General features: G+C 44.3%; 20 protein-coding genes. 10 read left to right on the top strand and 10 right to left on the bottom strand.

All coding sequences use genetic code 11. The features are described from left to right. The first annotated feature begins 259 nt into the window (after positions 1-259). The 8 genes from ACXAGV_RS09650 to ACXAGV_RS09615 all read left to right on the top strand — a co-directional run bounded on the left by ACXAGV_RS09650 (position 260) and on the right by ACXAGV_RS09615 (position 9547). Positions 260-2512, top strand: coding sequence for an LPS-assembly protein LptD (locus ACXAGV_RS09650; protein WP_474873067.1), 2253 nt, complete (start codon positions 260-262; stop codon positions 2510-2512). A 29-nt stretch (positions 2513-2541) separates the two neighbouring features. After that, positions 2542-3855, top strand: a complete 1314-nt coding sequence (gene surA / locus ACXAGV_RS09645; protein ID WP_474873066.1) for a peptidylprolyl isomerase SurA — start codon at positions 2542-2544, stop codon at positions 3853-3855. 13 nt (positions 3856-3868) lie between these two features. Further along, positions 3869-4855: a 4-hydroxythreonine-4-phosphate dehydrogenase PdxA gene (pdxA, locus tag ACXAGV_RS09640; RefSeq protein ID WP_474873065.1), complete on the top strand. Its 987-nt coding sequence runs from the start codon at positions 3869-3871 to the stop codon at positions 4853-4855. Continuing rightward, positions 4852-5679: a 16S rRNA (adenine(1518)-N(6)/adenine(1519)-N(6))-dimethyltransferase RsmA gene (gene rsmA / locus ACXAGV_RS09635; protein WP_136780521.1), complete on the top strand. Its 828-nt coding sequence runs from the start codon at positions 4852-4854 to the stop codon at positions 5677-5679. Before pdxA ends, rsmA begins: the two co-directional genes overlap by 4 nt. 7 nt (positions 5680-5686) lie before the next feature. Continuing rightward, on the top strand, positions 5687-6061 hold the full coding sequence (gene apaG / locus ACXAGV_RS09630; RefSeq protein ID WP_474873064.1) for a Co2+/Mg2+ efflux protein ApaG: 375 nt from the start codon (positions 5687-5689) through the stop codon (positions 6059-6061). A 7-nt stretch (positions 6062-6068) separates the two neighbouring features. Then, complete coding sequence (locus ACXAGV_RS09625; protein ID WP_474873063.1) at positions 6069-6896, top strand: symmetrical bis(5'-nucleosyl)-tetraphosphatase; 828 nt, start codon at positions 6069-6071, stop codon at positions 6894-6896. Between the two features lie 282 nt (positions 6897-7178). After that, on the top strand, positions 7179-9203 hold the full coding sequence (locus ACXAGV_RS09620) for a HAMP domain-containing methyl-accepting chemotaxis protein (RefSeq protein ID WP_474873062.1): 2025 nt from the start codon (positions 7179-7181) through the stop codon (positions 9201-9203). A 74-nt stretch (positions 9204-9277) separates the two neighbouring features. Further along, positions 9278-9547, top strand: a complete 270-nt coding sequence (locus ACXAGV_RS09615) for a heme-binding protein (protein WP_474873252.1) — start codon at positions 9278-9280, stop codon at positions 9545-9547. A 72-nt stretch (positions 9548-9619) separates the two neighbouring features. Here ACXAGV_RS09615 and lysC read toward each other — a convergent pair whose 3' ends face one another. The 7 genes from lysC to ACXAGV_RS09580 all read right to left on the bottom strand — a co-directional run bounded on the left by lysC (position 9620) and on the right by ACXAGV_RS09580 (position 18940). After that, positions 9620-10969, bottom strand: coding sequence for a lysine-sensitive aspartokinase 3 (gene lysC / locus ACXAGV_RS09610; RefSeq protein WP_474873061.1), 1350 nt, complete (start codon positions 10967-10969; stop codon positions 9620-9622). A gap of 58 nt (positions 10970-11027) precedes the next feature. After that, positions 11028-11477, bottom strand: coding sequence for a DUF192 domain-containing protein (locus tag ACXAGV_RS09605; RefSeq protein WP_474873060.1), 450 nt, complete (start codon positions 11475-11477; stop codon positions 11028-11030). Between the two features lie 72 nt (positions 11478-11549). After that, on the bottom strand, positions 11550-14162 hold the full coding sequence (gene acnB, locus ACXAGV_RS09600) for a bifunctional aconitate hydratase 2/2-methylisocitrate dehydratase (protein ID WP_474873059.1): 2613 nt from the start codon (positions 14160-14162) through the stop codon (positions 11550-11552). 376 nt (positions 14163-14538) lie between these two features. Then, on the bottom strand, positions 14539-15489 hold the full coding sequence (locus ACXAGV_RS09595) for a DNA ligase (protein ID WP_474873058.1): 951 nt from the start codon (positions 15487-15489) through the stop codon (positions 14539-14541). A 139-nt stretch (positions 15490-15628) separates the two neighbouring features. Further along, a complete protein-coding gene (locus tag ACXAGV_RS09590) occupies positions 15629-15910 on the bottom strand; it encodes a DNA ligase (RefSeq protein ID WP_474873057.1) in 282 nt (93 codons plus the stop codon). A 6-nt stretch (positions 15911-15916) separates the two neighbouring features. After that, positions 15917-17098 (bottom strand): alpha/beta hydrolase-fold protein, encoded by a 1182-nt coding sequence (locus ACXAGV_RS09585; protein ID WP_474873056.1) that lies wholly within the window; start codon positions 17096-17098, stop codon positions 15917-15919. A 129-nt stretch (positions 17099-17227) separates the two neighbouring features. Continuing rightward, positions 17228-18940, bottom strand: coding sequence for an ATP-binding protein (locus tag ACXAGV_RS09580; RefSeq protein WP_474873055.1), 1713 nt, complete (start codon positions 18938-18940; stop codon positions 17228-17230). 235 nt (positions 18941-19175) lie between these two features. On the opposite strand from ACXAGV_RS09580, the gene ACXAGV_RS09575 reads away from it, so the two are divergent. After that, entirely contained in the window at positions 19176-20180 is a 1005-nt protein-coding gene (locus ACXAGV_RS09575; protein WP_474873054.1) for a 5'-methylthioadenosine/S-adenosylhomocysteine nucleosidase family protein, read from the top strand. Between the two features lie 60 nt (positions 20181-20240). On the opposite strand, the gene ACXAGV_RS09570 is transcribed toward ACXAGV_RS09575, so the two are convergent. From ACXAGV_RS09570 to ACXAGV_RS09560, 3 genes are all read right to left on the bottom strand, one after another. Then, the gene (locus ACXAGV_RS09570; protein WP_474873053.1) at positions 20241-20507 is read right to left on the bottom strand and encodes a DNA ligase; all 267 of its coding nucleotides are present in this window, start codon (positions 20505-20507) and stop codon (positions 20241-20243) included. 235 nt (positions 20508-20742) lie between these two features. After that, entirely contained in the window at positions 20743-23553 is a 2811-nt protein-coding gene (locus ACXAGV_RS09565; RefSeq protein WP_474873052.1) for a bifunctional aconitate hydratase 2/2-methylisocitrate dehydratase, read from the bottom strand. Positions 23554-23945: 392 nt separating this feature from the next. Continuing rightward, the gene (locus tag ACXAGV_RS09560; RefSeq protein WP_474873051.1) at positions 23946-25181 is read right to left on the bottom strand and encodes a PQQ-dependent sugar dehydrogenase; all 1236 of its coding nucleotides are present in this window, start codon (positions 25179-25181) and stop codon (positions 23946-23948) included. Positions 25182-25327: 146 nt separating this feature from the next. On the opposite strand from ACXAGV_RS09560, the gene ACXAGV_RS09555 reads away from it, so the two are divergent. Then, the gene (locus ACXAGV_RS09555) at positions 25328-25804 is read left to right on the top strand and encodes a hypothetical protein (protein WP_474873050.1); all 477 of its coding nucleotides are present in this window, start codon (positions 25328-25330) and stop codon (positions 25802-25804) included. Positions 25805-25858 lie beyond the last annotated feature (54 nt).

The following is a 25858-nucleotide window of genomic DNA, read 5'->3' as shown; positions in this document are numbered from 1 at the left end:
GTTTTGCTGTTTGATAAGTAATGTGTTTAAAAGTGCATTTTTTTGTTTGAATGGTTGGTAATTACGACAGAAGTGCTTAGAATTGAGCGCTTGAATTAAATAGTTATAGTTAGTGAACGCCCTAGTTCTTTTATTGGAAGGTCAATCGAGGGTACGTAATCACTGTTTTTTTAAAACGTTATGTCGAACTAACCGAGACGCATGTCGTCTTATTTGGGTTTATAAGCAACATACAACAAAACAGGCCACCCATTTACGCATGAAAAACACCTGCGCCATGCTTGTTTCCGCGACCCTTTTGCCTACAGTCGCGTTTGCACAGGAAACTACAGCTTCGAATTCTCAATTAGCTCCAAATGCAGCGCCGCTTGCATTTTGCTCTGTTGAACCCGTTACTTTTAGTAGCCAGGCGTTAATGCCTAAAGGTCATGTGAAAGTTGAAGCTAACCGAACTGAAATTATTCAAGACACTGTGGCATTGTTTTCTGGCAATGTAGACATAACGTCAGACACCGCGGTGATTAGTGCGTCTCAGGCGCAAGTGAACGGTAGTGGCCGAGACCTTATTGCTAAAGGCGATGTGACTTACCAAGATGCCCAATTAAAAGTCGAAAGCGACGCGGTAACCCTGCGCTCTGAAGAAGAGCGTTTAGAAATGCAAAACACCCGCTATAAACTGACGGGCTTTATAGGGCAAGGAGCCGCAAAAGATATCGTGCTAGATACCGATACCGGCATAGTGCTTAAGGAAGTCAGTTTCACGACTTGCCCGGAAGGCGATGAAGACTGGATGATCCGTGCCAGTGAGATCAGTTTGGAAAAAGGCACGGTATGGGGCCAGGCGAAACACACCCGGTTTTACATCGCCGATGTACCAGTATTTTACTTGCCTTACTTTGCGTTTCCCGTAAGCAATGAACGACAAACCGGCTTACTATTTCCCGAACTCACCAGCTCTAGTCGCACAGGTGTAGACTACACCCAACCTTTTTACTGGAACATTGCGCCGAACTACGACATGACGATTTCACCTCGGTTGATGACCCTTCGTGGCGTTCAGCTGAATACGGAGTTTCGCTATTTAACAGAGCGCAGCCAAGGTAAAGCCTATGTTGAATATTTACCAAGTGACTCGGACATTGAAGGTAATCCAGACCGCTATTTTTACCGCTTAGAACATCAGGGGTTAGTTGCTGATAATTGGCTACTTAATATTGATTTTAACGGCCTAAGTGACAACAACTACTTAGTTGACTTGGGTTCAGACTATTACAGTCGCGCGGACACGCACCTGTACCGCAACATTGGTTTAAGTTACTACTCTCAAAATCTATCGGTAAATATGCAAATAAAAGATTTTGAGGTATTAGGCAATACGGCAGACAGCTACCGTGCTGTACCAGAGATTAAAGTTAACTACAACAAAGCGTTTGCCGAATATTTCGAGTTCAACCTTGACTCTGAGGTTGCTCACTTCGACAACACGTTGGAGACTGCGCCAACAGCAACTCGCTTCCATATTGCGCCAACACTTGCCGTGCCATTACGCGCTGCATGGGGGGAGTTTGTTGCTGAAACCTCATTATTTCAAACGGTATACCAACAAGACAATGTTGAAGGTACTGATTTGAAAGAAGACGTAGAGCGAACGCTTGGTCAAGCCCGCCTTTACGGTGCCTTATATTTTGAAAGAGACACGTCTTGGTTTAGTGACGACATGTCAATGACCCTAGAACCCAAAGTGCAATATCTCTATACGTCTTATGAAGATCAAACTGCAATAGGTTTTTATGACTCAACACCGCTTTTAACCGACGTTGAAGGATTGTTTAGGGGCCAAGAATTTACTGGCCTTGATAGAATTAGCGACAACAACCAAATTACCCTTGGTGCAACCACTCGCATGTTAGACAAAAACAATAGGGAACAATTTGTTCTTAGTGTGGGTCAGATATTCTACCTTGAAGATAATAAAGTTATTGCGGCAACAAAAAATCAAGACCGCTCAGCCCTTGCCGCTGAGGTGGATTGGCGCTTTAACAACAATTGGTTTTTCCACTCTGATGTACAGGTAACCACTGACACAGACAAAGTTGATTTAAGCAGTGTGGGTATTGAATACCGTAAAGATGACGCGCGCTTTATTCAATTGAGTCATCGCTATGTTCGCGACTTAAGTGGTGAAACCATCGATCAAATTGGTATTTCAGCAAGCTGGCCTATTTCTGAGAATTGGCAATGGGTTGGTCGTACTTACCGTGATCTTGAGCGCAATCGAAGTGTGGAAACCTATGCAGGTATTCAATATGAATCTTGCTGTTGGGCGGTTCGACTTGTCGCACAGCGCAGTTTAAACAACCGCTACAACGACAGTGGTGTTCAAACAACCGACGATTTCGACTCTGGTGTATCGCTCCAGTTTATTTTCAAAGGCATAGGTTCATCAGGAACCCAAAGAAGCATGCTTCAAGACGGTATGTTTGGCTATCGCCAGCCTTATAGTTTAAATTAACCCGCAGTTGAGTGCTAAACGGCGCTTAAATGCAATCAACCAATAATAAAAGAGTGTGTATGAAGTTCATTATCCGTGCATTGATGTTAGGTGCCCTACTCTCGTTTAACAGCGTTGCGCAAGAAGTTATGCTTGACCGCGTTGCTGTAATTGTTGACCAAGGTGTTGTGCTTGAAAGCGAAATTGATGCCCTTGTACAAGAAGTTAAACGCAACGCTGAAGCTAATAATCAACAGCTACCATCAGATCGTGCGCTTCGTACTCAGGCAATTGAGCGCTTGATCACTAAGAGTCTTCAGTTACAAATGGCTGAACGCATGGGTATTCGTATTAGTGACCCACAGCTTGAGCAAACCATTGGCAATATCGCGTCTAATCAAAATGCGACTATTGAACAACTTCGTGCACAATTAGCTGCCGAAGGTATTGCGTACGATGACTATCGTGAAGATATTCGTGAAGAAATTATTATGGGTGAAGTGCGCCGTGCAAACGTACGCCGCCGCGTTTATATCACGCCTCAAGAAATAGATACTCTGATAGACCTAATGGAACAACAGGGTGCGACGCAGGCAGAATACCGCTTAGGTCACATTCTTATTGGTTTCCCACCTGAACCAACAGACGAAGATATTCAAGCTGCCCGTGAACGCGCTGACAAAGTAATAGCCTTACTAGAATCAGGTTCTGATTTTGCTAAGATAGCTATCGCGTCATCGTCTGGTAACGAAGCGCTAGAAGGTGGTGATATGGGCTGGCTTAATATTAACGCAATGCCTACACTTTTCGCTGAAGCCATTCAAGACAAGGACAAAGATACCCTTGTTGGACCAATTCGAAGCGGTGCAGGATTTCACATACTTAAAGTACTTGATACCCGCGGTATTGAGAAAGTTACCGTGGAAGAAGTAGACTCTCGTCACATTCTTGTGAAGCCGTCTATCATTCTTAGTGAAGAGAAAGCAAAAGCTATGCTTGTTCGCTTTAAAGAAGAATTACAAAGTGGTGAAGCTGATTTTGCAGAGTTAGCCAAAGAGCATTCTGAAGACCCGGGTTCTGCCCTTCGCGGTGGCGAGTTAGGCTGGTCTGACCCAAGCAATTATGTACCAGAGTTTAAAGATGCGTTATCTCAGCTTGAGCCTGGAGAGTACAGCGACCCGGTACGCACAGTTCACGGCTGGCACTTAATTCAACTCATCGACCGCCGCATGGATGACGCAACGGATAAACGTAAAGAAGACAAAGCATATCAGCTTATCTTCAACCGTAAATTTTCAGAAGAAACCGAAAACTGGTTACGTGAGATGCGCGATGCCGCTTACGTCGAAGTAGTCGAATCTTAATAATAAGTTATTCATGAGCACACCAATTAAAATAGCAATAACGCCGGGAGAACCGGCAGGTATAGGGCCAGATTTGATCATTAAACTGGCCCAGGAAACATGGCAAGCCCAGCTTGTCGTGTTTGCCGATGCCGACATGTTGAAAGCGCGAGCGAGTGCCCTAGGGCTTCCATTAACGCTAATCGATTACGATGCAAATAACCCGCAGATACAAGCTGCGGGTTCGTTGTTTATAAAACAGATAGATAAAACGGTTGAAGTTGTTCCGGGCGAGCTTGATAGTGAAAACGGGCTGTATGTTGTAGAAACCTTGCGCCAAGCGTGCCAGGCTAATATGGACGGCGACTTCGATGCTGTTGTGACTGGTCCTGTACACAAAGGTATCATTAACAAAGCGGGGGTTTCTTTCAGCGGCCATACAGAGTTTTTCGCTTACCAGTCCAACACAATTGACGTGGTGATGCTGCTGGCAACAGAAGGCCTTAATGTGGCACTAGCTACAACGCATATCCCCCTTGAATATGTAGCAAAAGCAATAACCCGCGAGCGACTGCACAAAGTTATTCATATCATTAATACTGACTTAAAGCTGAAGTTCGGCATAAAAACGCCTCACATTTACGTATGTGGTCTAAACCCACACGCAGGTGAAGACGGTCATATTGGCACTGAAGAAATTCACACTATCATTCCGGCACTTAATGAGCTTAGAGAAGAAGGCTTAAATATTACAGGTCCACTGCCTGCTGACACTATATTTCAGCCTAAATACTTAGAAAATGCCGATGTAGTGCTAGCGATGTATCACGACCAAGGCTTACCCGTGCTAAAATATAAGGGTTTTGGGGCGTCGGTGAATATTACGTTAGGGTTACCTTTTGTTCGCACTTCAGTCGACCACGGTACTGCATTAGATTTAGCAGGTACAGGAGAGGCCGACGCCGGTAGTTTCAGAAAAGCATTGGAAAAAGCCATTGAGCTTGCACATCATCAACAATGAGTAAAACACACTTAGGCCATACGGCCAGAAAGCGATTTGGACAGAACTTCCTTCACGACGAGTACGTGATAGGAAAAATTGTTGCCGCAATCGCACCAAAGAATGAACAAAACTTGGTAGAAATAGGACCAGGTTTAGGCGCGTTAACAGACCCTGTTTGTGAAGAAGTAGACGCACTTACCGTTATCGAGCTAGACCGAGATCTTGCCAAACGACTACGTCACCATCCATTTAACGGCGATAAACTCACCGTAATTGAACAAGATGCGATGACGATGGATTTCGGGGCGTTATGCAAAGAGATGCCAATAAAAGACAAGAAGCTTCGGGTCTTTGGTAACTTGCCTTACAACATTTCAACACCGTTAATGTTCCATCTTTTCGACCATGCTCACTGCATTGAAGATATGCACTTCATGTTGCAAAAAGAGGTGGTGAACCGACTGGCTGCTGGTCCTGGTTCTAAAAACTACGGTAGGCTTTCAGTGATGGCGCAGTATTACTGCCACGTTATTCCTGTATTAAATGTTCCACCTGGTGCATTTAAGCCACCCCCGAAGGTTGATTCTGCAGTAGTGAAGCTAGTGCCACATCAGGCACCGCCAGTAGACGTTGAGTCTGTAAATACGCTTGAGCGCGTCTGTGCACAAGCGTTCAACCAGCGCCGAAAAACCATTCGCAACTCGCTGAAAGACAGTTTAAGTGAAGAGGAGATCCGTGAGCTAGGTATCGATCCTACCTCTCGCGCAGAAGTATTATCACTTAACGATTTTGCCACAATAGCAAACGCTGTGTCGGCAAAAGAGCACCAACAAGAGCAGTAAGTTCTCTATGGATGTACTTGATATAAAGGTGCGGGTGAAAACCCGACACCTTCCTGACCATCTTCCTTCTGACTCCAAACAGTTTGCGTTCGCTTACCACATTACGATTGAAAACAATAGTGAGCACACTGTGCAGCTACTCAGTCGCTATTGGAAGATAACTGACGCAAATGGTAAAGCCTCAGAGATCGAAGGTGATGGCGTGGTTGGCAAGCAGCCGATTATGAAAGCAGGTGAAAGTTTTGACTATACCAGCGGCGCAGTCATTGACACACCGGTTGGTAATATGGAAGGCTACTATGTAATGGAACTTGAAAGTGGCGAGCGCTTTCATGTTCCTATTAAGGTATTTCGGCTAGCCATTCCAAGCATTCTTCACTAAGGTTTTTATGTCGCAAGGTAACACCTATGTCATTGGCGATATCCAAGGCTGCTTTGATGGTCTTCATCGGGCACTGGATAAAGTAAAGTTTGACGAGACAAACGATAAACTACTTGCCGTCGGAGATTTGGTTGCCAGGGGAGAAGATTCGTTGAGCACCCTGCGCTTTTTGAGATCCCTCGGAAGTCAGTTTAGCAGTGTTTTAGGTAATCACGACCTCCACTTACTTGCTGTAGTTAACGGTATTCGCAAAGCCAAAAAATCAGATAAGTTAGACCCACTTCTTAACGCTTCGGATTTAAACGAACTGGTTGACTGGCTCCGTCAGTTCCCTCTCGCGATGAAATTGGATGAACACTCTGTGATGGTCCACGCAGGACTTTATCCTAAATGGTCTATTGATGAGTGCCTCTCATTCAGTAACGAAGTTAGCAACATACTGAAATCACAAAGTTATGCAGCGTTTTTGTCGCAGATGTATGGTAACAAACCAGATAGCTGGTCAGATAAATTAGAAGGAGAGCAACGCCTTCGTTTTATTGTAAATGCATGCACGCGCATGCGCTTCGTACATACAGACGGCAGACTTGATTTCGATAATAAATCTCATCCCAGTGCGGTATCTCACAGCACCAGTAGCACGTTAAAGCCATGGTTTGAAGTAGAGAATAGAAAGCTCGGTGGTGGTCAACGGGTGGTATTTGGGCATTGGGCTGCATTGTCTGGTCAAACAAATAGTTCTCAGTTTATAGGCTTGGACACGGGTTATGTCTGGGGACAAAGCATGACACTACTCAACCTACATACTTCATCGCTCGTTAGCATCTCGGCCTAACATCTCATTCCAACACATCATTGGGCTGGAAAAGCACGAATGAGGAGACTCTTCTTCCACACTCAACTGGTTGTACCAGTGAAAACATTAGCACTTAGGTGCTAATTAAAATAAACATTAAGTTATTGTAGCCGATACACTTACTTGTGATAGTAACGATGATGTTTCGTTATCCGCTCACAGTACATGAGCAAATAGGCTTACATAAGCGCTATATTTTGTTAGCTGAGACGGGTAATATCGTTAGGGATAAAAACAAAAAACACTCATCCAGGAGTTCCGATGAAATTAACGGTAGCCACACGCGTAATCGGGGGATTTGTAGCGATTAGTGCACTTCTAATCGTCATAAGTGTTGTTTCGCTATACAACCTCAATTCTATAGGCTCTGCAACAGAAGAAGTAAATGACGTTGCGCTTCCCACCGTAGCAGGTAGTAACGCATTAAAAGCAAGCTTTCTAAACATGGGACGACTGACCTTCGAAAGCTACATCGAAGAGGACTTAAATGGTCTAAAAGATAAAAGAACATCTTTTAATTCTGCCAAAGACACCTTTGAGAGTGAATATAAAAAGTTAGCGCAAGCGGTCAGTAACGAGCCAGAGCTAAGAAGCACGCTTAATACTGTACGAGAATCTTATGAAGCGTATGTCACCAACGTAGAAGCGATGTACAAAAACCATCAAATGTACCTCGACCTGCGCAATAGTATTCAAGACCGACTTGGTGACGCGGAAGACAACGCCGACGATGCATCTACTTATCTCTTGGACTTTTCAGACTTAGATGCGGTTCAAAGGGATCCTAACCTTAGACGTGCAGCTGACATCGGAGGCCAGCTTGAGACCTCACTACTTTCTCTGTTAACCGTTTCTTATGAATATATAAAGACCGAGACACTAGTACGTTCGCAGACATTAGGCAACGAAGTTGATCTTGTCGTTGAAAAAGTGGTAACTCAGCTTAGTGAGATGGTTCAAACCGCTGGTGGTCGAGATGAATCAGGCACACTTGACGATATAAATGACTTGGTTAACGACGCCATCAATGCGATTAAAGCTAACGACGGCGTGGTGCAGCTTCATGTAGATCGGCTAGAGCGCAGAAATGACGCTGAACAGGCACTTAATGCTTCTGATGCAAACATTACACAGGGGGTTGTGGCGCTTGAAAACCTTCTTAATCTTGCAGATAAGAAAGCGTCTCACATAGAAAACCAAGTTAATGGTGCCATTACAACAGGCAACACTTTCGTCATCGTGGTCGTTATTATCTCTATTACTGTAGCGGCCTTCATTGGATACGTAACCGTTCGCGCTATTACACGCCCACTTTATCGCGTAAATGAACTACTTACGGTTGCTTCATCAGGTGACCTTACACATCGTTTAGATGATTCTGCACAAGACGAGTTTGGTCTTTTAGCCCGTAACTGTAATACGCTTATTGGTAATTTGAAGGAACTTATCACCGCCATTAACGTTCGTGCAGAACAATTGGCGGCAGCTTCAGAGCAAACGTCTGCGGTAACAGCGCAAACTACCCATTCAATCCAGGATCAAAAATCTCAAATTGGCCAAGTGGCAACAGCAACCACAGAAATGCACTCTACGTCGCAGCTGGTTGTTCAGAACGCAGAAGATACGCTTAGCCAGATTCGCCATGCAGATGCTGAGGCCGAAAACGTTCGTCAAATCTCGTTAGAGAACAAGAACACTATTGAAATTCTGTCTCGTGATGTCCAAGACGCGGCGGATGTTATCAACAAACTTCATCAAGATAGCGCAAGCATTGGTGGCATTCTTGACGTAATTCGCGGTGTTGCAGACCAAACCAACCTGTTAGCCTTAAACGCTGCTATAGAGGCAGCACGTGCGGGCGAGCAAGGACGAGGTTTCGCGGTTGTTGCTGACGAAGTAAGAACCCTTGCTAGCCGTACACAAGAATCGACACAAGAAATTAATGCCATGATTGAAGTGCTTCAAGCAGGCGCGGAAAAAGCGGTGTCGGTGATGAATCAAGGTAAAGATCAAACCGCCGCATGTGTTGCGCAAACGGAAAAAGCCACACAAGCACTGGATATCATTACCGATGCGGTTCACAAAGCCCATGACGTGAGCTCTCAAATTGAGCAGTCAGCTCGTGAACAGAATACGGTATCGCAAGAAATAAGTGAAAAGCTTGAAACTATTGTGGGTATCGCTGAAGAGACGACAGCTGGTGCACAGCAAACGTCTGAATCTAGCCATGAAGTGGCTCGCCTTGCTGAAGAGTTACAGCAGTCTATCAGACAGTTTAAAGTGTAATCTTGTTCAACAGACTATTCTAAAAGGGGCGCGCGCCCCTTTTTTGTTTTTAGCTTGTCGAAAACACCCCATCCATCTTCTACCGATGTGCTGAGAACGCTCCTGTGCCAACCCATAAAGATGTATCTTTAGTCACCGTGCCAGCAAGAACAGTGGCAGCAATTCGGTACTCTGGGCTAAACGGTGACGATAAAAAGGAGGAGTTTAAAAATAAACTGCTTAAAACGTTGAGCGATAACAATATTGAGGCGGTCGGAGCGCCTAGTTACATGGGGTATGACTCCCCTTTTACGCTTTTTTGGAACAAACGCCACGAGATCATCGTTCCTGTAAAAATTAAATAAACCAGTCTAGCCTTAAAAAAAACGGCCGCTTACATTAGCGGCCGTTTAATTTAATTGATGTAATTAAAGGTTTTATTCAAATAACGTTGTGTGAAGCTTTCGAACAATCACATCGCTGTCTGTTTCATTCACTAAAAACGACAAGTTGTGCGGGTTAGCACCAAAGCAAATCATACGCAGGTTAAAATCTGAAACCGCAGATAGAATTTTGCTTGAAACGCCTACAGCTGTCTGCATGTTGTTACCAACAACGGTAACAAGATCATAGCCTTTTTCCACTTTCACATCACAGATTGTCTCAAGTTCGGCAATAGTTTCTTTGTTCAGTCGCTGAGCCACAGAATTTGCTGGGTTATCAAGGGTAAAAGATACCGAGATTTCTGACGTGGTGACCAAATCAACACTTAGCTTGTGCTTAGCGATGATGGCAAATACCTGCTGTAGGAAACCTTGCGCGTACATCATCTTCGGTGTTTTCACTGTCACCATTACCTGCTCTTTACGGCGAGTAATAGCTCGATACGGTGGTTCATGCTCACAATCACGCACAATCCATGTACCACCCTTTTCTGGCTCTTTGCTTGAACCTACAAACACCTTAATGTCCTTGCGAAGTGCAGGCTCCATGGTTGCAGGGTGCAGTACTTTGGCTCCAAACGTCGCCATTTCCGCCGCTTCTTCAAAACTGAGTTCAGGTAACGGATGGGCCGCTGGCGTAATGCGTGGGTCAGTTGTGTACACACCCGTTACATCAGTCCAAATTTCACACGATTCGGCATCAAGCGCTTCAGCAAGTAGCGCCGCCGTAAAATCAGAACCACCACGGCCAAGGGTTGTAGTGCGGCCTTCTTCATCTGCACCAACAAAACCTTGTGTAACTACAATAGCGTCTTTGATTTCGGGCGCGAGTAGCTGTTTAGCAAGTTTTTCAATTTCTTCTATCTGAGGCGCACCTTCACCGAATTCGCTGTCAGTACGAAGTACTTTGCGAACATCAAAGTTCATGGTTTTCACGCCTTGCTCTGCAAGTACAGAAGAGAACATCAATGATGACATTCGCTCCCCCATAGATAGCAGCTGATCTTTTAAATCATCGCGGTGTAGTATTTCTTCGTGAAACGCTAAGCTGCGCATTTCTTCTAGCAAATCGTTAAGTTTGGTCTCTATTGCATCTTTGTCATCAAGCTTATTGAGAATAGCGTGTTCTATATCAACAATGGCTTGGCAGGTTTCTTCAATTTGCTGTTGCGTCATTGGCGTATGCGCTAGGCTAACAAGGTGATTTGTTACCCCAGCTGAAGCACTCACTACCACGATGCGTGTTTTTTCATTACCGGCAACAATTCGGGCGCAGTTTTGCATTACTTCGTAATTCGCTACGCTAGTTCCACCGAACTTAGCTATCGATAAGGCATTTGTCACTATATTTAACTCCAGAATAAAACTAGCTTTTCGCTAGCAGCAACCGCGCTTTATGCGGTTAATCAATCGTTATTTGGTCGCCTACTTTTATATTATTCTCGGCAAACCACCCTTGGTTCATTTCCAACGCGTAAAGTACCTCTTTCGATGATCCGACCGACTCCAGACTATGGGGAGTGAGAGGTTTTATATCCGTTATTACGCCATTTCTGTCGATAAATGCTACGTCTAGGGGAACAAAGGTGTTTTTCATCCACATGCCCGCAAATTTGGGGCTAGAAAACTTAAAAAACATACCGCAGTCTTCGCACAAGGCTTTGCGAAACATAAGGCCCTGCGCGCGTTGCTCAAAGGTATTGGCATACTCAACTTCATAGTGCTCGCCACCTATCTCCAGTGTAATAGATTCGAAGTCCACTGAATTCAGTGACGATACAGGGTCTACCTGCGCTTTTGCACACCCTAAGGTTAATACAAGTGCAGCAACAATAAAGAAAGATTTTCCCATTAGACATTCCTTTTCGCCATAAAAAAAGCCGGTCACCACTAAGGCAACCGGCTTTGTAGTTTATACACTATTTTAAGCAACATTCAACGTTGGAATAATGCGCGCCTTAGCTTCTTCTTCCGCCTTTTTAAAGCTAGGCATTTTGTCGAAGTTTAAGTAGCGGAATACTTCTCCTGACATTGCGTTAATTTTGCTGGCGTATTCCATGTATTCCTCAGCAGTAGGAATGCGGCCCACAATTGCGCCAACCGCGGCAAGCTCCGCTGAGGTTAGATACACATTCGCCCCATCACCTAAACGGTTAGGGAAATTTCGGGTTGATGTTGAAAGCACAGTGGCGCCTGCATCTACCCTTGCTTGGTTACCCATACAAAGTGAACACCCCGGCATCTCGGTGCGTACGCCTACGCGACCGTAAATGTTGTAATACCCCTCTTCCATTAGTTGTGCCTTATCCATCTTAGTAGGTGGCGACATCCATAAACGGGTTGGAAGTGTTTTATTGTATTGCTCAAGCAATTTTCCGGCTGCACGGAAGTGGCCAATATTTGTCATACATGAACCAATGAATACCTCGTCTACCTTATCGCCTGCAACATCAGATAAGGTTTTCGCATCGTCAGGATCATTCGGACAGCACACAATAGGCTCTTTAATTTCGTTAAGGTCAATTTCGATAACCTCGGCATATTCAGCATCCGCATCGGCGCGCATTAATTCTGGGTTAGCTAGCCACTCTTCCATTTTCTGCGCTCGGCGCTCTAGCGTACGTGAATCGCCATAACCTTCATTAATCATCCAGCGAAGCATGGTAATGTTTGAACGCAGGTATTCAGCAATCGACTCTTCAGAAAGGTTGATAGTACAACCTGCAGCTGAACGCTCTGCCGACGCATCCGATAACTCAAACGCCTGTTCGACAGTAAGGTTTTCTAACCCTTCGATTTCTAAAATACGGCCAGAGAACGCATTAATTTTGCCTTTTTTCTCTACCGTTAATAGCCCTTGTTTAATGCCATATAGCGGAATGGCATGTACAAGGTCACGTAAGGTAATGCCCGGCTGCATCTCGCCTTTAAAGCGCACCAATATAGACTCAGGCATATCCAGTGGCATAACGCCCGTTGCTGCTGCAAACGCCACCAAGCCAGAGCCGGCAGGGAACGAAATACCTAATGGGAAACGAGTATGCGAATCACCACCAGTCCCTACTGTGTCAGGCAGCAGCATGCGGTTTAACCAGCTATGGATAATGCCGTCTCCGGGACGAAGCGATACCCCACCTCGATTCATAATAAAATCAGGTAGCGTGTGCTGCGTTTCTATATCTACCGGCTTTGGATAAGCAGCAGTGTGACAGAAGGACTGCATAGTTAAATCGGCAGTAAAACCAAGACAAGCAAGGTCTTTAAGCTCATCGCGGGTCATTGGCCCCGTGGTATCTTGCGAGCCCACGGTTGTCATTTTAGGTTCGCAGTAGGTGCCTGGGCGAATACCTTCAACGCCACACGCTTTGCCCACCATTTTCTGCGCTAGCGAGAAACCCGCTCCACTGTCTTTTGGCTGTTCAGGCGTACGGAATAAATCCGTTGGACCTAAACCTAGTGTCTCACGCGCCTTCTCGGTAAGGCCACGACCAATAATCAGGTTGATACGTCCACCTGCGCGCACTTCATCCAGAATCACCTTCGACTTATAGCTGTATTCTGCAAGAAGTTCACCGGTTTCATGGTTGGTGATTTTGCCTTCAAACGGATAGATGTCTATCACATCACCCATGTTCATTTTTTCCACATCGGCTTCAAACACCAATGCACCGGCATCTTCCATGGTGTTAAAGAAAATAGGTGCGACTTTGGAACCGATACATACGCCACCGCCGCGTTTGTTAGGCACACCCGGTAAGTCCTCGCCAAAGAACCACAACACAGAGTTAGTGGCCGACTTACGTGACGAGCCTGTACCGACTACATCACCGACAAAAGCAACGGGGTAGTCCTTGCTTTTGACTTCTTCTATTTGCGCCATTGGACCTTTAACGCCTGGCTCCTCTGGCTCTAGTCCTTCGCGAGGCATTTTGTAAGCTGCAAGAGCGTGTAATGGTATATCGGGACGAGACCATGCGTCAGGGGCTGGCGACAAATCATCGGTATTGGTTTCACCTGTAACCTTAAACACAGTGTAAGTAATTTTATCGTCCATTAGCTTGCGCGATGTAAACCACTCGCCTTCAGCCCAAGATTTAATAATATCAGTGGCGTATTCATTACCCGCTTTGTGCTTCTCTTCCACATCGTGATAGGCATCAAACATCAGCAACGTGTGTTTTAATTCCTTGGCAGCCAATGGCGCAAGGCCTTCATCGTCAAGTAGCTCTACTAACGTTGCAATGTTATAACCGCCATGCATATTTCCCAGCAATTCAACAGCTTTCTCTTTTGAGATAAGTTCACAACTGTCTTCGCCTTTTGCAATAGCACTTAAGAAACCAGCTTTGACGTAAGCCGCTTCATCAACACCAGGCGGCACACGCTCTGAAAGCAGTTCTAAAAGAAAGTCCCCTTCGCCAGCTGGCGGGTTCTTTAATAAATCAACCAAGCCAGCTACCTGTTCAGCGTTAAGCGGTTTAGGTGGAATATTTTGAGCGGCACGTTCTTCAACGTGATTGCGATAGTCTTGTAACACAGTCTCTTCCTCTAAGTTAGCTTGCGCAATGGGAGTAAACGGTCTTGTACGCACTTGACGCAAGGTGTGTTTGATTAATCATCAACAGTATAACTTCACGGGCTAAATATTGAAATTTTGCGGCCTTTTAATTTATTCATAATCGCTATTCATATCACAACTTCTGAACGAAAAAAGCAATTAAAAAGAAATATGCAAAGTCACTTTTGCAATTAGCTTGTAGTAAAGTTATAGGGCTTTAAGACTTAAAGACAAGGGGTTAGCTGTACACCATACGTCTTCCATCGAAGAAAACCGTAAACGATTAACAACAGTGAGTGGGAGGCTACACATTGGGGCTGGGTAACTCATTAGATGCAAGCTAGAAAGGGCAAAGTTAATTGGGTAAATCAGACTGAGGTCTGGTGCGAAGATAGCTTGCAAACTTTGGCTTTCCATTTTTGGTTAAGCCGTAGTACTTAAAAGTTACCCAGCTACCGATAGCGGGCGGAGATTGGCGCTCATTGTCTGAAAAACCCGTTCCTAATTTAAATTGAATGCCTTCTCGCGTTTCTACAAGAAGCGAGCCCATCATTTCCTTAAAGCGTCCTTTCCCTGGAAGTTGCGCCAATACTTTCGCTTCAGCATCTTCAAAATGTTTTACCTTTAGTAGGTTGTCACTACGCCCGGTTTGGTAAAACGCCTTCCCGTGATGAAGCATCAGCCCTTCACCACCGTCTTTAGTTACTTGTTTAAGTTCTTCCTTTAGCGCGGTTAGAGACGAAAGCTTAAACTGAGAGATCACGGCAAACGTGGGATTGGCAGAGGCATTTTTAAGACTATTAAGCTTGTTCAGTCGGCTGTCAAAATGCTGGCCTGCTAAAGGCATGTCGAAGGCCATAAACCTAACTTTAGCCCAGCGTCTGTCTGATATAGACACTGTTGCAACGTCGTCGGCGCTAGTTTCTGCCCCAGACAAAGAATTAGCGACAAGGTGCGACTTCCCTTCCGTTAACTTAGAAAGCACGATGGAAGCAGTAAGTTCAAATTGCCCTCTTCCTATCCAAAGTTCACCGTCGATAGTCGCTTTAGGCCAATGGGCGGTAAACCAAGCTGGCGCAAATATTTTGTTGTTGTTTCGGGTCCTAAGCTCAGTGCCATCCCATCGTGCCCGAATACCGTCTAACTTTTCGCTCACCCAGTAATCGGTGATGTTTATATCTTGGCGGCTGTGTTCATATTGCTTGGCAAGCTGTAAACCGTCAACAATATCAAGTTTGCTCTGTGCGCAAACGTGAGTAACTGCTGTAATTAAAAACACGCAGACAGATGTCAGAATATAACGCATCGGCTCTTTCCATAAGTTATTAAACGGAGCCGTTAAAGTCATTAGAAAGAGACTAAAACGACAAAGGCAGAGTAAATTACTCTGCCTTTGGAATTTTTATAACTGTACGTAAGAAGGTTTTTAATTGGCTGAAAAAATCTTAGTCAGTGATGATATCAAGAACTGAGATGAGCACATCCTCGGCTAATGCCTCACCAAACGTTCTTTCTTCGTCACGTCTCTTTTGGTAGGTCTCCAAACATGCGTTTAGCCGCTCATCAGCAGTATTCACTTCATAAACTTCAGCGCGATTAGCTTGCTCAATACAGTGTTCAGTTTGCGCTGTCGAAACCGTATTGCATCCGCTCGTTACAGCGCCAATCCCAATCATAAAAACGGTAGCAATACTGATTGTGTATTTAATTTTGCTTTGGTATTTCAAAGTAGCTTACTCATTGAGTAAATCATGCAAACGCTTTTGTCTATTTGTATAAACTTGATAACCATCGTGCTGCGGTGTAGAAAGCTCCAAAGCCTTGTTTACACTCTCAAGTGCTTTTTTGTACTCGCCCATTTGCTCGTAACCATACGCTATGCCGTTATACGGGTCAGGCATCTCGGGGTACTCGGCTATATCGTGTTTAAACAACTCAATAGCTTTGTCGTAATTTTCAGAACGCACATAGTGATAACCTAATTCTCGAATTACCCATTCAGGCGCTTCTAATTTTTCCCCGCGTTGCTTTGAAACGCGTTCGTAATATTTGCCAATGCTTTGAATATCACCATCGAACTGTTCAGGCCTTAAATAAGCTGACCAGAACAGGTTATGATAAGCACTAAAAATAGACGCTGCCGTAACCAAGTTGTGCCGAACACCGGCATAGGCATCATTGACCCACCTCAAACCAGCAGGTTGGTTTGCCCGCATACCCATAATCATATCATCATAGTAGGGTCGCATTGGCGCCGGTTCGTTGCCTATAGACGTATAGATATAGTGATCCAATTGACTGGAAGATTTAAAAAACGCAACCGTTCTTTTTGCCGGCGCGCCATAGTTCCACCACACCGCAGGACTATAGGCAATCACTGCATTAAAGAGATCAGGATGTTGAGTGAGCGCATACAACCCGAATACACCACCAGCGGAACCCCCGGCTATCACCCGAAAATCATGCACCCGGTATTTATTCTCGACCATTGGGATAAGTTCAGTGGTTATAAAAGACAAAAAGTTTGCCCCACCCCCGCCATAACCTACAGGCCCGTTTGGGTCTTCATTTGCCGTAGGGAAAAGATCTCGAAAACGATCGGTATTCTCAATGGCGACTATAATTACTTCTGGCGCAGCATTTTCAGATTGAAGTGATTCAAGTACCGCATTCATTATAGGTAGATAAACCGCACCATCTAGCCGATAAATTACAGGGTACTTCTTGTCAGGGTTTTCTGCGTAGCCTTTAGGAAGTTGAACAACGACTTCTAGTTCTTCCTTTAACACTTTAGATTGAAACTTCTCTACTTTCAGTTCGTAATGTTGGCTGTCTTTGTCTGTCTGACTATTAACCTGAAGGCTGGTTAAAGCAAAAAGCAGTAGGGCTATAACAGTCGCTATTTGTGAGTTCAAACTTAATTCCTTTTATAAGGCGCCTTTCTTTTCAAAGTAATACTATTCACTTAATAGGATCAAGCGCGTTTTAATTTTAATTTTTCTAAAACAGGGGGTTATTTGGATTATCGACACCTTAAGTACACGTTACTCTGTATAAGCCTCTTTAGCAATATAGGAACTTTCTGTAGACATTTCTCCGCCCAAATATTTTGTCAGTACAGCGTGTAGTTCCGTTTTATTGACGGGTTTTGTGAGATATCCATTCATCCCGTATGCTAGTGCTTTATCTATTTCTTCGGCAACTACCGCGGCAGTGAACGCTATAATAGGAATAGTAATGTTTGCTTGTCGCAACGCTAGAGCGGCTTCAGAGCCGTTCATTTCAGGCATGTGTAGGTCCATTAAAATCAGGTCGACATGCTGCTTTTGTGCGACTTCCACTGCCTCTTTGCCGTTATCTGCTATCACGACTTTTAATCCTGTGTCTTCTAACAAGGATTTTGCGACAACCTGGTTAATGTCATTATCTTCTGCAACCAAAACAGTAAGGTTTGAAAACGACGGTGTGCTGTTCTGTTCTTTAGTGCCAATTACACTATCTGTAATCTCAAACGCTAATTCGAAGTAGAACTCACTCCCCTGGCCAACAGCGCTTTTTAGATACACGGTGCCGCCCATTGCTTCAACTAAACTTTTTACTATCTGTAATCCAAGTCCTGTACCTCCGTGTACTCGATTTATGCTGCTGTTCGCTTGGGTAAATGCGTCGAATACGCGCTCTTGTTCATCAACGTCAATCCCCTCTCCCGTGTCTTTTACCGAAAATCTTATAAATTGGTGGGTCTTCGAAGCTTCACCTTTCGATAGCCCGAGGGTTACACTGCCCTTATGTGTAAACTTGATCGCGTTACTCACTAAGTTGTTTAACACTTGTGAGAGGCGAGTAGCATCACCCACCACATTGGTTTTCAATGCATTATCTACATTTATTCGCAATGAAATTCCTTTTTTCTCTGCTAACTGCGCATAGAAGGCAACGCAATCTTTCGCAGTGCGTTTTAAATTAAAAGGAATGTTCTCCAGCGCGAGTTTACCTGCGTTCAGTTTAGAGAGATCTAATATGTCGTTCAAAATACGGTTAAGCGATAGCCCTGAACGCTGAATTTTCTCCAGATTAGGCCGTGCACTTTCTGATACCTCATGAGAAAGCACTACGTCAGTTAATCCCAAAATACCGTTTAATGGCGTGCGAATCTCGTGTGACATGGTGGCAAGAAATCGTGATTGTGCAGCCGACGCTTGCTTTTCGCTCTCAAGCGCCCTGTTTAACTCAAGAGTTTTGTTTTTACTCTCTACAAGGGCTTTCTCTAATTGGCTCGCTAGAGCATAGATAAGAAGGGACACAACAAGGTTGGTCACACAAAGCCTTAGCCAAAGGCCTTTGTCATAATCTCCTTCGTAAAGCGGCACAAGAAACGTACAGCATGCGAGTACTACCATTGCACTTATTCGCCAACCATTAGAAAGCAGTAAAATGGGGAAAATAGTAGCAATTGGAACTAAGGTTGCTGGCATGAGCCCATTGCTTATTACAAGGTAAGGCGCGACGGGAATTGTGAGTATTGCCCACAATTTCGCCAAAGGTTCTTTGTAGTTAGAAAAGATAATTCCCGCTACCGAAATTGCACACCAAGACAGGCCGAAAAATACTGCCACATACACATTTTGAGGTTGGGCTATGACGATTACCGCTAAGATGAGTAAAGAAAAAACCAGCAGAATTTTGAAACCAGCTTTTTGCAAGGCCGATGTGACTTCGCCGAATGATTCAGGTGCTGTGGTGTACTGCTGCGACATTCGCGCCCTAAAGTTCAGTAAACAATTGATAACACAGTATAAGTACTAAACAGCAATTTTGCATAACAATAATAGGGGCAGAGTCGCGACTCTGACCCTATTATTGGCCCGAACCTTGCCAACATATTAAATATGTGGTCTTGAGCCTTGTCTTTGGCACTCCAAGGCTTTTAGACTCGTTCTTTTTTCATTGCCCGCACCTGTTTGGTGCATAAATTAATTAAATAAGGTCACTATGCGCTTAAGTAGTTTTGTTTTATTCGTGTGTATATCGCTATCGTCTCTAGCTAATGACGATACTAGCCAGTACGGTCCAAAAGATTTTTCCAATGTTACAAACAAGTGGACAGCCGTGGTTGCTGCTTATGAGCCAGAAATTAAAGCCATTGACGCCGCCTTTGCAACCATGGACGACGCACACATCACTCAAACTGTTTATATTAAAGGGGTCAAATACCAGCTAGGCACCTACAAAGGTGAGCCCATTGTTGTCTTCAGTACGGGCGTTAGCATTACCAACGCAGCAATGACCGTACAGATGGCGTTGGATTACTTCCCTATTGATAAGCTAGTTATGATGGGTATCGCTGGTGCTATAAACCCCAAATACACCCCTGGTGATATTGCTGTGCCTGAACGATGGTACTTCCACGATGAATCTGTCTATATCAACCCCAAAAAAGATGACGCTAGCGCCTATGAGTTACCTGACTATTACGCTAAACAACTCGAATATTACAAAGCGCGCCGGGAAACAGATGAGCATGCCCCTAACTATAAAAACATAGGATTTATTCACCCTACTGAAGTCGCCGTTGTGAAAGAAGGATGGGATGCTCGCAGGAGAATGCCATACTTTACTGCCGATAAAACGTTGTTAAAAATGGCAAAACGTGCGCTCAAAAAGATCCCGCCTATCACTATGCCATCAGGTAAAGAAATACTGGTAGATATAGGCGGTAACGGTGTTACCGGCTCTGTGTTCGTAGACAACGCCAAATATCGCGAATGGCTACGGGACGTCTATACCGCAGATGTAGCTGAAATGGAATCGGCAACCGTCGCACAGGTGAGTTTTGTAAACGATGTGGACTGGCTAATTATCCGCTCAATCAGCGACCTAGCTGGCGGGCAACACGGTAAAAATGTAGAGAATGTTTTTGACGCTATAGCCTCTGGTACCGGCACCAAACTGCTACTTGGCATACTTGATGAGCTTGTAGCAACCGACCCACAATAGATAATAAATGGGGTCAGAGTACTTTTTAACTAATGTACTCTGACCCCATTATTTAAAAATTCAGTTTCTGTTGGAGAACGCTCGCTGCAATATTGCTACCATTAGGTCGCCAAACAATGCACTAGGCGCTGAACGTTCTGCTCGCCTTGCTTGATAGGATTCATCGAGACAATGCTGTAAACGTGCATTAGCCACTTCTGCACTATTTGTATCGACCTCATCAATCTGTTCAATGCATTTGTCAGTGTGTACCATGCTTGTCGTACTGCAGCCCACGAAAGCAAAGCATGTCGTGAGCAGGACAATTAATATCTTAACATTTTTCATAGCTTACCTTTCCTTAGTACACAATGAACACATCTCGCCGTATTGAATGAGTGTAGTGTTTGGTTACGTATTATTCAATAAAGGATTGGGGTCAGAGTACTTTTTAGAAAAATGTACTCTGACCCCAATTCTTTGAGCTGCTGCACCGTTAAAGTACTCTGACCCCATAATTTCAGGTATAAAAAAGCCCCAACCAAGGTTGGGGCTTTTTAATGTTTTGTTTAGCGTTAAGTGCTTATACGCGCTTAACTGCTACGTCCGCTTCAAACTTTGGTGCTACTGCCAAATCTTCTGAAGGTGGAGCAAACTTCGTAAGGTCAATGCCTGCAACCGCTTGCTTGTATTCTTCTGTCGTTGGGAAGCGGCCAAGTACGGTTGAAAGTACTACTAGCGGCGTAGAGCCTAGTAGTGATTCACCTTTCTTCTCAGCAGAGTCAGCTACAACGCGGCCTTGGAACAAACGAGTAGACGTTGCAATTACAGTATCGCCTGGCTCAGCTTTTTCTTGGTTACCCATACATAGGTTACATCCAGGACGCTCTAGGTAAAGAATGTTGTCGTACTTAGTACGCGCTGCTTCTTTAGGCTTAGCATCGTCGAACTCGAAGCCTGCGTATTTCGCAAGTACTTCCCAGTCGCCCTCAGCTTTTAGCTCGTCAACAATGTTGTATGTAGGTGGTGCAACAACAAGTGGCGCTTTAAACTCTACAGAGCCGTTAAGCTTCTCTAGGTTACGAAGCATTTGCGCGATAATTTGCATGTCGCCTTTGTGCACCATACAAGAACCTACGAAACCTAGGTCTACTGGCTTACCGTCGTAATAAGAAACCGGACGAATTACATCGTGGGTATAGCGCTTAGATACGTCTTCGTTGTTTACGTCTGGGTCAGCAATCATTGGCTCATCGATTTGATCTAGGTCGATAACCACTTCTGCGTAGTACTTAGCGTTGTCATCTGGTGCAAGCGCTGGTACTTCGCCAGACTTGATTTCAGCAATACGCTTGTCAGCAAGGTCAATAAGGCCCTGAAGCATGTTCGCTTCGTTATCCATGCCCTTGTCGATCATGATCTGGATACGGCTCTTAGCAAGCTCAAGTGACGCAACCATAGTCTCATTGTCAGAGATACAGATTGACGCTTTCGCTTTCATTTCTGCAGACCAGTCAGTGAATGTAAACGCTTGGTCAGCAAGTAGAGTACCGATTTGTACTTCAATTACACGACCTTGGAACACGTTCTCGCCAGCGAATTGCTTAAGCATTTGAGCTTGAGTAGCGTGAACCACGTCACGGAAGTCCATGTGCTCTTTCATGCTACCTTTAAAGGTAACTTTCACAGACTCTGGAATTGGCATTGCCGCTTCACCCGTTGCAAGTGCTAATGCAACCGTACCTGAGTCGGCACCGAATGCTACACCTTTTGACATACGCGTATGTGAGTCACCACCAATGATGATGGCGCGGTCGTCTACCGTGATATCGTTAAGCACTTTGTGAATAACGTCAGTCATTGAGTGATAAACACCTTTAGGGTCACGTGCTGTGATTACGCCAAAGTTGTTCATGAATGACATTAGCTTAGGAATATTAGCCTGTGCTTTCTTATCCCATACTGACGCCGTGTGACAACCAGACTGGTATGCACCGTCAACAGTAGGTGAAATAGTTGACGCCGCCATAGACTCTAGTTCTTGGCAGGTCATTGGGCCAGTGGTGTCCTGAGAACCCACAATGTTTACTTTAACGCGAACGTCAGAACCTGCGTGAAGCGGTGCATCTGAATTTACGCCTACTGCATTGCGGTTAAAGATTTTTTCTACAGCAGTAAGGCCTTGGCCTTCGTGCGAAACTTCTTTCGATTGCGCGTAAACTGCTGGCGCTTCAACACCTAGTGTACGTGCAGCAAAAGATTGTAGCTGCTTACCGAATACTACGGCGTACGAACCACCCGCTTTCATGAACTCCATTTTCTGAGGAGTAAAAGAGGCAGATACGTCAGACAGTTCTTCTGAACCGTTGAAAAGCTTTTTCGCTTTGGTATCAATAGTCAGTACCGTACCCGTTGCTACCGAGTATGCTTCTTCAAGCACTGGGTCGCCGTTTGCATCGCGAACCACTTCGCCATTTTCATCTGTTTTCTTAACCCAGTTTTTAAGGTCAAGACCAATACCACCTGTTACATCTACCGTAGTAAGGAAGATAGGTGCGATACCGTTAGTACCAGCAACGATTGGCGCTTTATTTACAAAAGGAATGTAAGGGCTTGTAGGCTCACCTGCCCATAGCGCAACGTTGTTCACGCCAGACATACGTGAAGAACCTACACCCATCGTGCCTTTTTCAGCAATAAGCATAACTTTTGCGTTGGGGTGCTTTTTACCTAATTCAACAATTTCTTGCTGCGCTTCTGGAGTAATCATGCACTGGCCGTGAAGTTCACGGTCTGCACGAGAGTGCGCTTGGTTGCCTGGCGAAAGAAGGTCAGTTGAGATATCACCTTCAGCAGCGATATAAGTCACTACTTCAATTTTCTCTGGAACGTCAGGAAGCTTTGTAAAGAATTCGGCTTTTGAGTAGCTTTCTAGTACGTCTTTGGCAATCGCGTTACCCGCTTTAAATGCTGTTTCAAGACGTTCAGTGTCGGCTTCGTATAGATAAACCTGAGTCTTCAAAACTTCAGCTGCAGGCTTGGCGACTGCTTCATCATCAGAAAGAGCAAGATCTAGAAGTGCTTCTACAGACGGACCACCTTTCATGTGTGAAAGTAGCTCAAGTGCAAACTCTGGCGTGATTTCTTCTACTTTTTCTTCGCCAAGTACAATTTCTTTTAAAAATTGTGCTTTAACACCAGCAGCAGGCGTAGTTCCTGGCAAGGTGTTATAGATAAAGAATTTTAGAGAGTCTTCGCGGTGCTCGTTTGTTGTATCTTTAATTTGAGCAATAATTTCAGACAGCAGTTCTGCACTGTCAATTGGCTTAGGGTTAAGACCTAATTCCGTTTTACGGGTTTCGATCTCTGCCAGATATTCTGAATACAAACTCATATAGTTCTCTCGGTCTTAGTTTTACTTGGGCGTAGTGTTAAGTCGGTCTTAGCTATACGCATATAAAAATGAGGGATATTTTAACTGATTTTTAGCAGTTACGTAATGACTGAAAGTGATCAGTTGGTTATACAGCCGCTTAAAGCAAAGCTAAACAAACAACATAGAGCATAGGCGAAAAAAACGACACTTTAATAAAAACAAGCTTTAACTATCAAATTCAGCTACTTATGGAAATATAGACGGAGGTACAAACGCATTTTCAATAAAAATGGTTTGACCAATAAAGATAAATAATAGTGTTGCACTTATGACAAAGATTCATTCTATTTATGGTACTACCAGTACAAATTACCATCAACTTTGAAGCAAAATTTCAGTTTATTGATTTTTTATTGTGCTTTGTTCTGCTTAGGTGAAACTTTTACCACCTTGCCATTCTCACCGTCCGTCAGAAGAAGTAGATTACCTTGGTGATCAACCGCTATATCTCTCAACCGCATTTCTAGTTCGTCAAAAACCTTCGTAGAAACATACTTACTCGAAGTTTTATTGACCGCATATAAGGCTTTAGCTTTCAAACTGGTAACAAGCAAGGTATCGGTCAACATTGGATATTGATCATGTGAGTAGTAAATCATTGATGATGGCGCGATGGATGGGGTCCAATCCACAATGGGGTCTGTCATGCCAGGGTAGGTTGAAAAAGGTGATATTCTCGCACCTGAATAGTCTTTTCCTAGCGTAACTACAGGCCAACCATAGTTCGCTCCCTTTCGAAGCAAGTTTACTTCATCGCCGCCGTCTGGACCGTGTTCATGCAGAAATGCTTGCCCTTGAGGCCCTTTAACCAAACCTTGCGGGTTGCGATGCCCCAACGTATATACGTAGGGGCTATCAGTATATGTAGGATTTATTAGCGGCTTGCCGTTTATGTCGAAGCCCAGTACTTTTCCCAATTGTGAACTAACAACCTGTGCTTGCTCGCGATAATCAAACCCGTCACCGGTAGTGACTAGAAAGCCCTGTGCTTGGCTTGCTTCACTACTTTCCAGTTGAAGAAGCTTTCCGCCGTAGTGCACAGGCGTATCTTTTGTTTGCGCTACTTCAATAACGGGTTCAATGTTACTAATGCCAGACGTGAGAGAAAGCTCACCTTTTACTACAGCAAGACGGTTAGCATCATCACTCCCCTTGGAATAACTGAGTAATACAGCGGGATTAGCAGGGAATTCAGAAGGGATAAGAATGTCTAGCACGCCTCCCTGGCCTTTCGTATACAAGTCATCCAGCGCTAAAGAAAATCTAGATACGTCTCCTCTGTCATCAAGAATAACGAGTTCACCGTCTCTTGTTACTATCAATATATCAGTAGTTGCTTTCTCTTGGTCTACAAGGGTTGTTAATGCCTTTGGAAACGCTAACGAGGTTACTAAATCTTCTGTTATTACATTATTAGCAAAGCTTTCTATCGCTGGCGACACAAGCTTCAACACTGCACGGTTATCAATCTTAGAGGTAGGTTTAACAGGGTCGTCAGAAACAAGATTTGAAGCAAGAGCTTGCGTAAATGCTCCGCCAACAAACGCGAAAGCCAATAAACTTCTTATCATACGCCCTGACTTCATTGTGATTGTCCTCGTTAATCAAACCTGACTCTAGCTACAATGGTACACTTCTTTTGAAAGCTCAATATAACTACATTTATTGTTTTTGTTGCGCTTTGATGAAGGTTAATTCATGGTATTGACCGACAAAATTTGGAATCTAAAACATGAAAAATCTTACTCGCCGCGCTATTTTTCATTTCGTCCCATCTTGGGCTGTGGGTTTTCTACTTGCAAGTGTGTTCCACTCAACTGCTGTTTTAATGGGTCTTGTGGGCATTAACGTTGAATTAAACATCAATGATTGGCTCTCCATGCTATGGCAGGATGCGTTCGGCCTTTTGCCAAGTTACGGCGTCATTATTGCAATTACTCTGTTGCTTGCTTTTTTAACTACGCACGTTGTTATAAAACGCTTCAACTTTAATAACGTAAAAACCGGTATGCATAGCAAACGACTTGTTCTGTTCGTGTTAGCCGGCGGCTTGTCTTTTCTTTTAATGTTATTAGCCATGCAACCTATACTAAACGTAACCCTAATTGCGGGCGCTCGCTCGACTCTTGGCCTACTCGCACAGTGCACTGCAGGCATGTGTGCAGGTGCCATTTACAGCAAATTAAGTAATAGTCCCAACCAATATTGATAACCACGACTTATACTATTAAATAAGCCAACGTTGATGTAAATAAAAAGTTAA

It is taken from the genome of Alteromonas sp. ABH4_453 (assembly GCF_056160665.1).
This window is presented reverse-complemented; position numbering and strand designations above follow the sequence as displayed.